16 protein-coding genes and 1 pseudogene are annotated in these 13,308 nt (G+C 36.7%); 13 read left to right on the top strand and 4 right to left on the bottom strand.

Annotation, left to right across the window (positions count from 1 at the left end):
* The first annotated feature begins 31 nt into the window (after nucleotides 1-31).
* The 13 genes and pseudogenes from sufB to MKP09_RS13235 all read left to right on the top strand — a co-directional run bounded on the left by sufB (nucleotide 32) and on the right by MKP09_RS13235 (nucleotide 7,647).
* Nucleotides 32-1,516, top strand: coding sequence for a Fe-S cluster assembly protein SufB (sufB, locus tag MKP09_RS13290; protein ID WP_240830480.1), 1,485 nt, complete (start codon nucleotides 32-34; stop codon nucleotides 1,514-1,516).
* 54 nt (nucleotides 1,517-1,570) lie between these two features.
* Nucleotides 1,571-1,816 (top strand): ATP-binding cassette domain-containing protein, encoded by a 246-nt coding sequence (locus MKP09_RS28655; RefSeq protein ID WP_317235319.1) that lies wholly within the window; start codon nucleotides 1,571-1,573, stop codon nucleotides 1,814-1,816.
* On the top strand, nucleotides 1,753-2,319 hold the full coding sequence (gene sufC, locus MKP09_RS13285) for a Fe-S cluster assembly ATPase SufC (protein WP_317235347.1): 567 nt from the start codon (nucleotides 1,753-1,755) through the stop codon (nucleotides 2,317-2,319). The genes MKP09_RS28655 and sufC overlap by 64 nt, the downstream gene beginning before the upstream one ends.
* An 82-nt stretch (nucleotides 2,320-2,401) precedes the next feature.
* A complete protein-coding gene (gene sufD / locus MKP09_RS13280) occupies nucleotides 2,402-3,706 on the top strand; it encodes a Fe-S cluster assembly protein SufD (protein ID WP_240830479.1) in 1,305 nt (434 codons plus the stop codon).
* A gap of 17 nt (nucleotides 3,707-3,723) precedes the next feature.
* Entirely contained in the window at nucleotides 3,724-3,924 is a 201-nt protein-coding gene (locus tag MKP09_RS13275) for a hypothetical protein (RefSeq protein WP_240830478.1), read from the top strand.
* Complete coding sequence (locus tag MKP09_RS13270) at nucleotides 3,924-4,187, top strand: type II toxin-antitoxin system RelE family toxin (protein ID WP_240830477.1); 264 nt, start codon at nucleotides 3,924-3,926, stop codon at nucleotides 4,185-4,187. The genes MKP09_RS13275 and MKP09_RS13270 overlap by 1 nt, the downstream gene beginning before the upstream one ends.
* A gap of 159 nt (nucleotides 4,188-4,346) precedes the next feature.
* Nucleotides 4,347-5,439, top strand: a pseudogene (locus tag MKP09_RS28130) (cysteine desulfurase).
* Between the two features lie 14 nt (nucleotides 5,440-5,453).
* The gene (locus MKP09_RS13260) at nucleotides 5,454-5,720 is read left to right on the top strand and encodes a DUF4160 domain-containing protein (RefSeq protein WP_240830476.1); all 267 of its coding nucleotides are present in this window, start codon (nucleotides 5,454-5,456) and stop codon (nucleotides 5,718-5,720) included.
* Nucleotides 5,721-5,818: 98 nt separating this feature from the next.
* Nucleotides 5,819-5,971, top strand: a complete 153-nt coding sequence (locus tag MKP09_RS13255; protein ID WP_240830475.1) for a DUF2442 domain-containing protein — start codon at nucleotides 5,819-5,821, stop codon at nucleotides 5,969-5,971.
* Nucleotides 5,971-6,396: a SufE family protein gene (locus tag MKP09_RS13250; protein WP_240830474.1), complete on the top strand. Its 426-nt coding sequence runs from the start codon at nucleotides 5,971-5,973 to the stop codon at nucleotides 6,394-6,396. Before MKP09_RS13255 ends, MKP09_RS13250 begins: the two co-directional genes overlap by 1 nt.
* Nucleotides 6,397-6,472: 76 nt before the next feature.
* On the top strand, nucleotides 6,473-6,784 hold the full coding sequence (locus MKP09_RS13245; protein ID WP_240830473.1) for an SUF system Fe-S cluster assembly protein: 312 nt from the start codon (nucleotides 6,473-6,475) through the stop codon (nucleotides 6,782-6,784).
* A 57-nt stretch (nucleotides 6,785-6,841) separates the two neighbouring features.
* A complete protein-coding gene (locus tag MKP09_RS13240) occupies nucleotides 6,842-7,309 on the top strand; it encodes an RrF2 family transcriptional regulator (protein WP_240830472.1) in 468 nt (155 codons plus the stop codon).
* Nucleotides 7,310-7,443: 134 nt separating this feature from the next.
* On the top strand, nucleotides 7,444-7,647 hold the full coding sequence (locus MKP09_RS13235; protein ID WP_240830471.1) for a hypothetical protein: 204 nt from the start codon (nucleotides 7,444-7,446) through the stop codon (nucleotides 7,645-7,647).
* A 68-nt stretch (nucleotides 7,648-7,715) separates the two neighbouring features.
* Here the strand turns inward: MKP09_RS13235 and MKP09_RS13230 are convergent, their stop codons facing one another.
* From MKP09_RS13230 to MKP09_RS13215, 4 genes are all read right to left on the bottom strand, one after another.
* The gene (locus MKP09_RS13230; RefSeq protein ID WP_240830470.1) at nucleotides 7,716-9,326 is read right to left on the bottom strand and encodes a sensor histidine kinase; all 1,611 of its coding nucleotides are present in this window, start codon (nucleotides 9,324-9,326) and stop codon (nucleotides 7,716-7,718) included.
* Between the two features lie 310 nt (nucleotides 9,327-9,636).
* Nucleotides 9,637-11,457 carry a hypothetical protein gene (locus tag MKP09_RS13225; protein ID WP_240830469.1) on the bottom strand — a complete coding sequence of 607 codons (1,821 nt, stop codon included), beginning with the start codon at nucleotides 11,455-11,457 and terminating at the stop codon, nucleotides 9,637-9,639.
* A 2-nt stretch (nucleotides 11,458-11,459) separates the two neighbouring features.
* A complete protein-coding gene (gene mazG, locus MKP09_RS13220) occupies nucleotides 11,460-12,242 on the bottom strand; it encodes a nucleoside triphosphate pyrophosphohydrolase (protein WP_240830468.1) in 783 nt (260 codons plus the stop codon).
* Nucleotides 12,243-12,351: 109 nt separating this feature from the next.
* Nucleotides 12,352-13,221, bottom strand: coding sequence for an alpha/beta hydrolase (locus tag MKP09_RS13215; RefSeq protein ID WP_240830467.1), 870 nt, complete (start codon nucleotides 13,219-13,221; stop codon nucleotides 12,352-12,354).
* Nucleotides 13,222-13,308 lie beyond the last annotated feature (87 nt).

The raw sequence follows: 13,308 nt of genomic DNA, 5'->3' as shown, positions 1-13,308 counted from the left end.
TTTTTAGTACAAATAGCCTAACTTTGCGGGCATGAATACTGATGTGGAACAATTAATAAAGCCCGAAACCAGCGAAACGGACTTTGATCCGATCGAAAGCCACGTAAATAGTGAGTATAAATATGGTTTTGTAACTGAAATCGAATCTGAATCAGCCCCAAAAGGTCTTAGCGAAGAAATTGTACGTTTTATCTCTGCTAAAAAGAATGAACCCGAATGGATGCTTGAATGGAGACTAAAAGCTTATGCGCAATGGCTTAAAATGAAAGAGCCAACCTGGGCAAACGTTACATTTCCTCCTATCAACTACCAGGATGTTATCTATTATTCTGCCCCTAAGCAAAAAGCAAAACTGAACGGTCTTGACGAAGTGGATCCAGAATTGATTAAAACTTTTGAGAAATTAGGGATTTCTCTGGATGAGCAGAAACGCCTTACAGGGGTTGCGGTAGATGCAGTAATTGATAGCGTGTCAATTGGAACTTCTTTCAAAAAACAACTGAGTGAGCAGGGGATTATATTTTGCTCGATGAGCGAAGCTATCCAGGAACATCCTGAGTTGATACGTCAATATTTAGGAAGCGTAGTACCTGTTACGGACAATTATTTTTCGGCTCTTAACTCCGCCGTTTTTAGTGATGGATCATTTTGTTTTATTCCTAAAGGCGTTCGTTGCCCTATGGAGCTTTCAACTTATTTCCGGATCAATGCTGAAAATACAGGTCAATTTGAACGCACTTTAATAGTAGCAGAAGATGATACTTATGTAAGTTATCTGGAAGGATGTACAGCACCAATGAGAGATGAAAATCAACTACATGCAGCGGTTGTCGAAATAGTTGCTTTAAATAACGCCGAGGTAAAATACTCGACAGTTCAAAACTGGTACCCTGGTGATAAGGAAGGAAAAGGCGGTATTTACAATTTCGTTACCAAGCGCGGCATTTGCAAAGGTGTAAACTCTAAAATAAGCTGGACGCAGGTTGAAACTGGCTCTTCCATTACCTGGAAATACCCAAGTGTTATTTTGCAGGGCGATAATTCAAATGGAGAATTTTATTCTGTTGCGGTAACTAACAATTATCAACAAGCAGATACCGGAACGAAAATGATACACCTCGGCAAAAATACGAGAAGTCGCATCGTAAGTAAGGGTATTTCAGCAGGTTATAGCAACAATAGCTATAGAGGATTGGTACGCGTAGGAAAGAATGCATCTAATGCCAGAAACTTCTCTCAATGCGATTCTTTATTGCTGGGTGACAAATGTGGCGCTCACACGTTCCCGTACATTGAGGTAAAAAACAACACAGGTGTAGTAGAACATGAGGCAACAACTTCCAAGATAGGTGAAGATCAGATATTTTACTGCAATCAGCGTGGTATAGATACGGAAACTGCGGTAGCATTAATAATCAATGGATTTGCCAAAGAAGTAATGAATCAATTGCCAATGGAGTTCGCTGTTGAAGCTCAAAAATTATTGGCTATCAGTTTAGAAGGAAGTGTAGGCTAATATTTTATTTTATATAAAGAATCAATACATAAAAATCAGAAATCGCAATAAATCATGTTAACAATTAATGACCTGCGCGCAGGTATTGAAGGTAGAGAAATATTAAAAGGGATCAATTTACAAATAAATCCAGGCGAGGTACACGCAATCATGGGGCCTAATGGTTCGGGTAAAAGTACCTTGGCATCTGTTTTAGCTGGAAAGGAAGATTATGAAGTGTTGAGCGGGTCGGTAGAATTTTTAGGCAAAGATCTATTAGATCTTGCTCCAGAAGAACGCGCTGGGGAAGGTATTTTTTAAGTTTTCAATATCCAGTTGAGATTCCGGGCTTAAGCACAACCAACTTTATGAAAACTGCAGTTAACGAAATTCGTAAATATCGCGGTGAAGAAGAATTGGATGCCGTTTCCTTTTTGAAAAAAATGAAAGAAAAAATGGCTTTGGTAGAAATCGATCAGACAATGTTAAGCCGTTCATTAAACGAAGGTTTTTCAGGTGGTGAGAAAAAACGTAACGAAATTTTTCAAATGGCCATGCTGGAGCCAAAGCTCGCCATTTTGGATGAAACTGATTCGGGGTTAGATATTGACGCGATTAGAGTAGTAGCTAATGGGGTTAATAAATTACGCAGCAGCGAAAACGCCGTGCTTTGTATTACGCACTATCAACGTTTGTTAGATTATATAGTTCCTGATTTTGTACATGTATTATATAATGGCCGAATCGTAAAATCAGGTACGAAGGAATTAGCTTACGAGCTGGAAGAAAAAGGATACGATTTTATTAAGAGCGTAGTAGCTTAATTTGATAATTTGCTAATGTGATAATATGCTAATTCAGCATCACATTATCTTAATTATCATCACATCATCACATTAAATTTCAATGGACACAATATCATATTTTAAAGAACGTTTCGAAAAGCTTCAGACCAATAATGTTGATGCTCATATAAAAGATATGAGAGATGAGGCTTTTACAGAATTTGAGCAAACTGGTATTCCAACAGTTAAGCATGAAGAGTGGAAATATACACGCATCAATGACTTCTTCAATAAAGATTATCATTTTACCACCGATCTGAAAGAACAATCATTTACTGTATCTGATCTTTCAACATTACAACTTCCGGGACATGAGGATGCTAATTTGATCGTGTTTGTAAACGGACATTTTCATGAAGAATTATCTCACACCCGTTCTGATGAATTAGAAATCCTTTCATTGCAAAGCGCGGCAGGTCACGATAAGTATGCTTCTATTGTTAAAGAACATTTAGGCCATAGCGCCGATTACCACAAAGATGGCATCAATGCATTGAATACAGCCTTCATTCAGGAAGGCGTGTTTGTACATGTTTTCAAAAGCCGAACGGCTAGTCATCCTATTTATTTATATAATATTACCGATGCGCGCAATGGAAATATTTTTGCGCAGCCACGTAGCCTGGTTCACGTAGCTCAAAACGCACAGGTGCAAATGGTGGAAACTTTTGTAACCATTGGTGCGGATGAAAGCTTTACCAACCAGGTTATTGAATTGGTTGTAGAAAAAGATGCGATTTTGGATCTATATAAAATTCAAAATGATGAAGCCAATTCGAAAGTGGTAAGTACCACGCATGTACATCAAATTGGTAAAAGCGTTGCAAATGTGGTAACGGTTTGCCTGAACGGTGGTTTGATTCGTAATAATCTCAACATGGTAATGAGCGCCGAATATTGCGAAGCCAATTTATTCGGATTATACCTGGGAGATAATCAAACACATATCGACAATCACACAGTAGTTGATAACCGCCAACCCAATTGCCTAAGCAATGAATTGTATAAAGGCGTGTTGAATGGTAATTCTACCGGTGTATTTAACGGAAAAATATTTGTACGCCAAATAGCACAAAAAACAAATGCTTACCAAAGCAATCGTAACATTCTGTTATCAGAAAATGCCAGCGTTAACGCCAAACCGCAGTTGGAGATTTTTGCTGATGATGTAAAATGTTCGCACGGTTGTACAGTTGGAAGCCTTGACGAGGATGCATTATTTTACATGCGCTCACGCGGCATCGAAGAGAAAACAGCTACGTCTCTCCTGCTTCATGGTTTTGCACTTGATGTGCTGGAAAAAATAAAGCATGAAAATGTAAGAACTTTCGTAGAAGGGTTGGTAACAAAGAAGCTGGATTTGTAATTTTTAAATTTATTTATATGGACTCAATTGTGATAACGCCTCGAAGCAAAGAGCAGATTGAAAAAATAAAAAAATTTGTTCAAGAAATGGGCTTATCATTTGGTGTTTTGAGCAGCGAGGACAGAGAAGACGCGGCCTTACTGAAAGCGATGAAAGAAGGGGATAAGGATAAACGTGAAATAAGTTTGGATACCTTTTTAAAGAATCTTAAAAGCTAATGCAACTCGTTATACGTCCTTCGGCTAATAAAGATGTCAAATCGTTGCCAAAAGCTATAAAAGTTGAAATTGAAAAACTGATCCTCCAAATTATTGAGGCCAAAAATATAAATGAACTTTCCAATATTAAAAAGTTAAAAGGACATCCAAGAGCTTATCGTATCAAAATTAAAGATTATCGAATCGGATTTTTTGTAGAAGATGATACAATAATATTAAGTAGAATTTTACATCGAAAGGAAGTGTACCGCTACTTTCCGTAAATAATTTAAGATGATAGCAACAGCCAATACAAAATATATTTTCGACATAGAGCCATCCGAAAAGACTTTCCCATTCTCAACAGAGAGGTAAAAGGCCATCGTCTGGTTTACTTCGATAATGCTGCAACATCTCAAAAACCGCAATCGGTTATCGATGCGTTGGTTCATTATTATAGTTTTAATAATGCCAATGTTCATAGAGGCATTCATTCATTAGCAGAAGAAGCGACAGCAGATTTTGAAGCCACAAGAGATACGGTTAAAGCATTTATTAATGCCTCATCACGCGAAGAAATTATTTATACACGCGGTACTACCGAAAGCATCAACTTAGTAGCATATACCTGGGCAAGGCAAAATTTGAAAGCAAATGATGAAGTGATCATCTCCGGAATGGAGCATCACTCCAACATTGTTCCCTGGCAAATTATTTGCGAACAAAATAATGCTAAACTCAAAGTAATTCCCATAAATGATAATGGAGAATTGCTGATGGATGAATACAAAAAATTATTGAATGACCGCACCAAACTTGTTGCCGTAAACCATGTATCCAACGCATTGGGTACCGTAAATCCGGTAAAAGAAATCATTCAATTAGCGCATGAAAAAGGCGCGGTGGTTTTGATTGATGGCGCGCAAAGTTCCATGCATTTAGACATTGATGTGCAGGACTTGGATTGTGACTTTTTGCATTTTCATCACATAAACTACTTGGCCCAACCGGTATGGGTATTTTGTATGGTAAAAAGATCTACTCAACGCAATGCCCGTGTTTGCGGGCGGCGGCGAAATGATAAAAGAAGTAACTTTCGAAAAAACAACTTACAACGAGCTTCCTTATAAATTTGAAGCAGGCACACCAAACATTGCCGATGCTATTGCATTAAAACCTGCAATTGATTATATCAACAAAGTTGGTAAATCAAATATCCGCAAACATGAAGATGTATTGCTGGCACATGCAACGGAAAGATTAAAAGAAATTGAAGGGCTAAAAATTATCGGAGATAACGATCACAAAGTAAGTGTGGCTTCTTTTGTGATAGCAGGCGTACATCCGCAGGATATTGGCATATTGTTAGATAATAAAGGCATTGCAGTTCGTACAGGGCATCATTGTGCAGAACCATTGATGAACCGTTTCTGCATTCCAGGAACGATTCGCGCATCTTTCGCGTTGTATAACACCGTTGAAGAAGTGGATTTGATGATAGAAGGATTGAAAAAAGCCGTGAAAGTTTTAAGGTAATAAAAAATTTTACCATGCCTACAATTTCAATGTTTTTTGGCATTCTAATAAGGATGTATTACGGCCCGAAGGAGCATAACCCTCCGCATATTCACGCTGTTTACCAAGGCATAGAAGCTGTACTGCAAATCAGCGATGGTGAAATTTTAAATGGTGAATTGCCGCTGAAACAAATAAAACTCATTCAGGCGTGGATCGAAATACATAAAGATGAATTGTTAGCAGATTGGGAACTATGTCAAAGTGGAGAACAACCTTTCAACATTGAACCTTTAAAATAGCATTTTATGTATAAATATATAGATGTAAAAGACGTTCAGGCATTAGCCGATTATCAAATTATTTTCACTTATGTAAATGGTGAAAAAGACAATTTGATATGAGTCCGTATTTGAATTTGGGAATATTTAAACAGTTGAAAGATCCGAAAATGTTTAATACTGTAAGACCATGTTTTAATAGTGTGGCCTGGGCCAACCAAGCCGATATTGATCCGGAAACACTATATGAGGATAGTATAAAAGTTGATTAATGATAAAAACGATCGAACAAATAGAAGAAGAAATAGTAGATGAATTTTCGCTTTTTGACAGTTGGGACGATAAGTATGAGTATATTATCGATTTAGGGAAGAAGCTGGCGCCCCTACCCGATGAATATAAAAAAGATGAGAACAAAGTAAAGGGTTGCCAATCTACTGTTTGGTTGGAGGCAGATTATAAAGATGGAAAAATTTATTACCAGGCGGAAAGTGATGCTATTATTGTAAAAGGATTGATAAGTATGCTTATTAGGGTATTAAGTGGACATACACCTGATGAAATACTACATTCTAAAATGGATTTTATTAATAAGATCGGTATGACAAGCCATTTAGCACAAACGCGTTCGAATGGTCTTTTGGCAATGGTAAAACAAATGAAACATTATGCTTTGGCGTTTAGTTTAAAAAGTTGATATGTATTCCACAATTGAAGAGTGCGACGCAACAAAGATGCTAGTAGCATTGCTGATGATTTAATAAAAAATCGAAATGAACGAATCGGAAATAAAAGATAAAGTTGTTGAGGTATTACAAACCATTTTTGATCCTGAACTCCCAGTAAATATTTACGAACTGGGATTAATTTACAAGGTGGAAGTGAACGAGGGCGGAAATGTATTTGTATTGATGACGCTGACTGCCCCAGGCTGTCCTGCAGCGCAGAGCTTGCCAATGGAGGTTGATCAAAAAGTAAGGGAGCTTGAGGGTGTGAGTGATGTACTGGTAACCGTGACATGGGATCCGCCGTGGAATAAAAGCATGATGAGCGAGGCTGCACAATTGGAATTAGGATTTATGTAAAATAATAATGCATTCGGCAATACAATCGCAGCCAAGCTGCAACTTAAAAAAATACGAATGAAAATTACTGCACAGGAAGAATATGGCTTAAGAATTTTAATACGCATTGCATCTTGCGAAGACCGTGATGGTATGAGCATTCCTCAATTAAGCGAGACGGAGCAACTGAGTCAGCATTATATTGCAAAGCTAACCAGGTTATTGAGAATGTCTGGTTTCATTCGCAGCACTCCCGGTAACAAAGGTGGCTATATAGTGGCTCAAAAACCTTCGGAAATTGTTATCAAAAATGTATTGGAAGCTTTAGGAACACCTCTTGATAAAGAGTTTACCGATGAGAACGGCGCTGTTATGCGTTTTTGCACAAGCTCGGTTGATTGTTCTTCGCGCTCGCTTTGGCAAATGATACAATTAACCGTTAATAATTTGTTAGAACGGATTACTTTAGAAGATTTGGTGAGTCAAAATGATAGCAAAAACACCATTTTTGATGCACTTAGCCCTGAATTTTTGAATAAATTATAAATATTTTTATTTACTATTTATACTGGTTTATTTATCAATAAAAAGCCTTTTTAAAAAATTTAAAGATTTGGGTTACCTCTTTGTCTTTTTGGTATTAATCTTCAAATTATAATTTTAAAACAAAAAAGACAATCATGAAAAAATTATTCGCAATTGCTTTGATCGCAGTATCTTTTGCAGCTTGTAACAGTGCTGAAACTACTTCAGAAGAGGCTACAGCTGATTCTTTGAACGCTGAAGTTGAAACTTTAGCTGATTCTGCACATGCTACTATTGATTCAGCTGCTGCTACAGTTGATTCAGCTGCTGCTGTTGCTGCTGATTCTGCTGCTCACTAAGAAGCAATTAACAATTAAGTTATAAGAGGGCCGGTTGAAATTTCAACCGGCTTTTTTGTATGCTGTCTTTAGCGAATAAGTGGTAATTCGATATGAAAGGATGTTCCTTTATTAACCGCAGTTTCAAAAGTTATTTCCCCTCCGGCCTGTTCTACAATTGTTTTGCACATAGCGAGACCCAAACCGGTACCAGAACTTTTAGTAGTAAAATTGGGTATGAAAATTTTGCTTTGCATTTCCTCGCTTATTCCAACACCATTATCAGCAACCGTTACAATAACCTTATCTCCATGAATTCTTTCCTTCACAGCCATTTTAAAAGGTATATTTGGCCTGGCCGCTTCTATAGCATTGCCAAAAAGATTAGTGAATACCCTATTCATATGTGTTTTATCTGCAAATATATCGAGCGATTGAGATAGAGGTTGCCATATTAACTCTACATCAGGATTTTTACTATAAATAACAATCAATGGCCGAATGACTTCATGAAGGTCAAAAATTTCTGTTTGAACCTGATTAATGTTGGCAAATTGAGAAAAATCAGCGGCTATTTTAGAAAGATGGTCTATTTGTTCTACTAAGGTTTTAGACACATTAAAAGTTAACTGTTGAACATTGGGGCTGTTATTATCTATTGCCTTTTGCAGATATTGAAGGCTCAATTTCATTGGCGTTAGCGGATTCTTTATTTCATGTGCAACCTGCCGGGCCATTTCTCTCCAAGCTTCCTGCCGCTCAGATTTAGCAAGCGCGTCTGCGCTTAACTGAAGTTTGGTAACCATTTTATTATATTCAGCAACAAGGCTCCCAATCTCATCGTTCTTTTCCCAAACGATCATTTCATTGTGCTTCGATAAATTTACCTGCATCAGTTTATCGCGAATAAGCGCAAATGAATGTGTAATTCTGTTGGTAATTAAAAGTGCAACCAACCCAGTTATCAAAAATATAAATGCATTCAGATTGATAAGGGTGATCAGAAACCGGGATATTTCTTCATTTAATACCTGCTCTGAGGTAAAATACGGTATGCTTAAATAAGCATAAAAACTCCCGTCGTCATTACGCAGCGGTGCATACATGTTTGTATACTTAAGATCAGCTACTTTTTCCTTTTGTGTATGCTCAATTCGGCGAAGCCTAAATAAGTAATAATAAGCGCGTGGATCTATCTGCATACTCAATACTCCCTTTCGATAAATATCCGGCTGACTACTAGCCAGTAAAGACCCTCGAAAATTAAAAATATTTACATCAACCCCATGTATATCCGCCACACGCTTAATAATATCTTCCAAACGCTGTGAATTTAAAGAGTCGGCCTGCTCATATACAAGCGAGCCAATTTCTTTGCGCGACTGCATTTCATTCACCATAATATTCATTGTTCTTCCAAGATGCTCGCTATTAGAATCTTCAAATCTTTTTATAAAAAATGAAATTGTCGCAATACCAATTACTACAAAAGATAGCAGCGTTATTAATATAAAAGTATTATGGATTTGTCCGCGAATGCTTGTCGAAAATTTCAGTCGTTTTTTTAATAATCCCTTGTTAAGAACAAGGTTGAGCAGGTTTGAAAACAATTGAATAAGCGCTACTAAAAACAGGAAAGCACAAAATATATAAGAAAACAGTGTTATGGTTTCTAGTACACTTTCGTTCTTACGTGTCATTACAATAACTTTATTATTGCTTGGTCGATACCAAAGTTCGCTATATCCATTATTTTCTTTTAATTCGAAAACTGATTTTGGTATTTGTGAGGGAACGAGGTTATAGGTAAAAGGATATTTTTTGAAGACGATACCAAAAGTTTATTAGAATAAATAGCATAGCTATACATCGTAGAGTTTGAAAACGTCCACTCGTTGTACTGCCTGAAAAGCTCAGGAGTGATAATAATAGGTGAGAACTTTTTGGGTTGTGATATAATGCAAACCGTTCCCATAAGTTTTCCATCCTCAGCTTTTACTGGACGATAAGTTATGTAAGCAAACTTGTCATACGAAGGCTCATAAAAATATAAGTCCCGAAAATTAGTAGAGTCGGACTGCCGTAAAATAATCGTTTTAATAGATTCATAAGATAAATTACCTGTATTAAACAGTGGCTTATGCGTGCTGTCAAAAAATACAGGCTGCCAGAATAATCTCTGATATACCTGGAATAATTATTTGACAAAATACTATCACGCAAAAATTTATTGTCCTTTTCATCGTAAAGGCGATGAAAATTATGCTGAAAAAAATCATTATCCAGATAAGTGTTTGCCATAACAATCAGCCGCTCTGTTCCGGGATCGCTTTTTGTATCCAGTTTCTCCAGGTAAACTCTTCGCTGTTTAAGTTCTGCTTTATCTATTTCCGACAACATCAATACTGATATGCTAATCGAAAAAATAAAGATCCAGATAACAATGCCTGAAATATTAAACCGTATTAATTTGTTAAGAGAAGTTTCATTATTAAATAAAAAAGTATACAGCAATAACCACGCAAGGCATAAAAGATATAAGGCCGTAACCTGCGGTGTAGATAACGCTATGTAGGAAAGGCCCGCTACGGCAATAAACAGATATATGTAATAAACAGAACCTGAAAAGGCCGGAAACAGGTAATTGTATATGATTCTCGAAAAATAGTGAAAGCCAAGAGAAAGGAAAGCGAGGATGACAAATCCTACTGCGGTAAAAAAACTTAAACTGAAAAAATTAGTAACATCGAAGGATACCTTAGAGTTAGAGACAATGCTTCTGATAACATTTATTGTTGTAAATGTTAGAATAAGCAATAATAAAATGTACAAAATACCCTGTGCCCATTGAACTTTATTTCTTTTCGGTTCAGGCGGTTCTGATCCGTCTGGTTTTATACGATTCCAAATAAAAATTCCAATCCAGCAAAAAAGTGCGCTACTTATTAAAAGATCGCCCAGGCTGGGCAACATCATTCCAGCATTATAAAGGGAGGAACGGAATAGTTCAAGCCGTTCCAAACTAAAGATATCTCTAAACAAATACAAAAGAACCCTAAAAGAAAGAAGACAAAGTATGAAAAAAGGAATGTCTGCAAACTTATACTTCCTAACTACATTTTTGAAAAGTATAAAGTAAATAGCGAGGAAAATGAAAAAGAAACTGATCAGCCTGATGATGACAAACCCAACGTTATCATTATTTAACGTAGTGCCCGGTTTTTTTTTTAAATAAAAGAGAGATTTTCCCGAAAACGATCTTACTACATAAGGACTGGGATTGAGGCTGATATTGGCTACTCCGTCAAGGCCTTTATTTAGAGGATAAGACTCTTTAAAATTCTCGGAGGGAATAAAAAACTGAGATTTGATAAGAATAGCGTAGCAAATATTAAGGCCCGGATGCTGTTTGCTCTGGTTCTTTTTTATGTAATAATAACCGTTGGAAAGTTGGACGAATTTTTCATCCATTACATCATTTAATACGCTGTCAGGAATAATCATAACGGCAGTATTCCAAAACTTTAAATATTGCCCGTTATTTAGTTTTTGATAAACATAAAAGTAATATGGTTTATTATAGAGATAATCAAGATCGGCAGGGGTTTGCTTCGCAATATTAAGTCGCCTCATTAATGCCGTATCGCTTAGTACTGATGCTGCATCCTTTTCCAGCTGATGAATGCCTTTCTCCAGCTTTTTTACCCGTTGTTCAAAAGAAGATTTGTTAACCGATATAGACTGGAAAGCAAATGAGCCCGCAAATAAAGCTAAGGAACAAAATAGTATAAAGTAGCTCCAGGAATTTTTATTTTTAAACAACTTGCTCATTCTTATTTTGCAGCTTTGATAGTATCCCAGATCTCGTCCATTTCTTCAAGCGACATTTTGTTCAGATTTTTCCCTTGTTGCGATGCGATACTTTCCATTTCGGTAAATCGCTTTTTAAATTTCTTATTTGTTCGTTCAAGTGCAGCATCAGCATCAACATTTAAAAATCTTGCATAATTAATGATAGAAAATAAAAGATCACCCAGTTCTTCCTCTTGCTCAACAATTGATTTTTGGGATACCGCCTCTTTTAACTCGTCCATTTCTTCTTCTACCTTTTTCCATACATCTTCCTTATTCTCCCATTCAAATCCTACCTGCTTGGCTTTTTCCTGCAACCGCATTGCCTTGATTATACTTGGTAAAGATGTTGGAACACCACTAAGTACAGATTTTTTACCTTCTTTAAGTTTAAGCTGTTCCCAGTTCTGTTTTACATCTTCTTCATTTTTTACCTCGCGAAGATCTGTATGCTGATGGGCCGGCGGATATACATGTGGATGCCTTTTAATAAGTTTTTCAGAAATACCATGTGCAACATCGTCTATAGTAAATTTTTCCTTTTCTGTTGCAATCTTCGAATAAAACACAATATGCAACAGTAAATCGCCCAGCTCCTCTTTTATATGATTCCAATCTTCTTCTAAAATAGCGTCGGTCAATTCATACGTTTCTTCAAGCGTCATCTGCCTTAAAGATTGGATGGTTTGTTTTTTATCCCAGGGGCATTTTTCGCGTAGGTCATTCATTATGTCCACCAGCCTTTCAAACCCGTTCTGTACCATTAATATAGAAGATTTATAAAAAAGTAAATAATGAATAAATGATAGCAACATAAGCTATCATAAATATCAACCTTTGGTCAAATATTAACTAAAAGCAAATATTGTGCAGTTATTGAAATTTATGATAAATTAAATTATTAAAAATCAATACCGTAGTAAATCTCAATTGGATTTGGAAAAGAAATTGTAGAAAAAAGCAATTGATAGCCGACTGCATTTTCCCAGTAAGGCCATGTATGTCCTCCCGGCCGGGTAATATAATCGTGTGGTATGTTTCTATATAGCAACTGTTGGTGTAAGGCCTGATTAACTTCATAAAAAAGTCGCCGGTGCCGCAATCTATAATAATGCTGAGTGTTTTTGGTTCAATAAGATGCAGCATATTTACGATGGTATTCTTTTCCCATCTTTCGGGATGCTCCGAATATTTACCCATTCGCTTTGCCATGTCCCAATTATCAGGAAACGGCCTGATGTCAACACCTCCGCTCATACTACCGCAGGCGCCAAAAACATTGGGGTGCTTTATAGCCAGGTACAATGCACCATGTCCGCCCATGCTTAACCCGGCTATTGCACGTCCTTTAGAACTTTTTATTGTTGTGTAATTTTTGTCGACCCATTCAACAAGTTCTTTTGAAACATAAGTCTCATACTTAAAGGCCGGATCTACCGGGCTATCCCAATACCAACTACCAAATCCACCATCCCCACAAACTATTATTTCATTATAAAGATCTGCTGCTGCCAAAACCGCAGCTGCTTTTGGCCAATCTTTATAACTACCGCTGTAACCATGTAAAAGATATACTACCGGATATTGTTTCGCCTTATCATATTTTTCCGGAGTAATAACAACAGCTTTAATGTCTTTCTTCATTGCCTGGCTGTGAGTTACAACGGTGTCTACTTTAGATGCCCATACATTACTAAAAGTGAAACTTAAACATATAAGCCCAATGCCTAATTTAAAATTCATATTGAATAAAGTTTGAACAACGAATGTAATAATTTACATTGATAGACACGCATAGCGCTTTGACATCCCAATGGTTATGAAATTGCA

It is taken from the genome of Paraniabella ginsengisoli, from assembly GCF_022513635.1.
Classification (GTDB): domain Bacteria; phylum Bacteroidota; class Bacteroidia; order Chitinophagales; family Chitinophagaceae; genus Niabella; species Niabella ginsengisoli.
The sequence above is the reverse complement of the archived record's forward strand: the minus strand, read 5'-3'. Positions and strand labels throughout refer to the sequence as shown.

Excerpts from the sequence above, each read along its gene's own strand:
- MKP09_RS13275 (WP_240830478.1), top strand. The coding sequence starts at position 3,724 with ATGGACTCAATTGTGATAACGCCTCGAAGCAAAGAGCAGATTGAAAAA.
- MKP09_RS28655 (WP_317235319.1), top strand. The coding sequence starts at position 1,571 with ATGTTAACAATTAATGACCTGCGCGCAGGTATTGAAGGTAGAGAAATA.
- MKP09_RS13215 (WP_240830467.1), bottom strand. The coding sequence starts at position 13,221 with ATGAATTTTAAATTAGGCATTGGGCTTATATGTTTAAGTTTCACTTTT.
- MKP09_RS13240 (WP_240830472.1), top strand. The coding sequence starts at position 6,842 with ATGAAAATTACTGCACAGGAAGAATATGGCTTAAGAATTTTAATACGC.
- sufD (WP_240830479.1), top strand. The coding sequence starts at position 2,402 with ATGGACACAATATCATATTTTAAAGAACGTTTCGAAAAGCTTCAGACC.
- mazG (WP_240830468.1), bottom strand. The coding sequence starts at position 12,242 with ATGGTACAGAACGGGTTTGAAAGGCTGGTGGACATAATGAATGACCTA.
- sufB (WP_240830480.1), top strand. The coding sequence starts at position 32 with ATGAATACTGATGTGGAACAATTAATAAAGCCCGAAACCAGCGAAACG.
- MKP09_RS13255 (WP_240830475.1), top strand. The coding sequence starts at position 5,819 with ATGAGTCCGTATTTGAATTTGGGAATATTTAAACAGTTGAAAGATCCG.
- MKP09_RS13225 (WP_240830469.1), bottom strand. The coding sequence starts at position 11,457 with ATGAGCAAGTTGTTTAAAAATAAAAATTCCTGGAGCTACTTTATACTA.
- MKP09_RS13230 (WP_240830470.1), bottom strand. The coding sequence starts at position 9,326 with ATGACACGTAAGAACGAAAGTGTACTAGAAACCATAACACTGTTTTCT.
- MKP09_RS13250 (WP_240830474.1), top strand. The coding sequence starts at position 5,971 with ATGATAAAAACGATCGAACAAATAGAAGAAGAAATAGTAGATGAATTT.
- MKP09_RS13235 (WP_240830471.1), top strand. The coding sequence starts at position 7,444 with ATGAAAAAATTATTCGCAATTGCTTTGATCGCAGTATCTTTTGCAGCT.
- MKP09_RS13245 (WP_240830473.1), top strand. The coding sequence starts at position 6,473 with ATGAACGAATCGGAAATAAAAGATAAAGTTGTTGAGGTATTACAAACC.
- MKP09_RS13260 (WP_240830476.1), top strand. The coding sequence starts at position 5,454 with ATGCCTACAATTTCAATGTTTTTTGGCATTCTAATAAGGATGTATTAC.
- MKP09_RS13270 (WP_240830477.1), top strand. The coding sequence starts at position 3,924 with ATGCAACTCGTTATACGTCCTTCGGCTAATAAAGATGTCAAATCGTTG.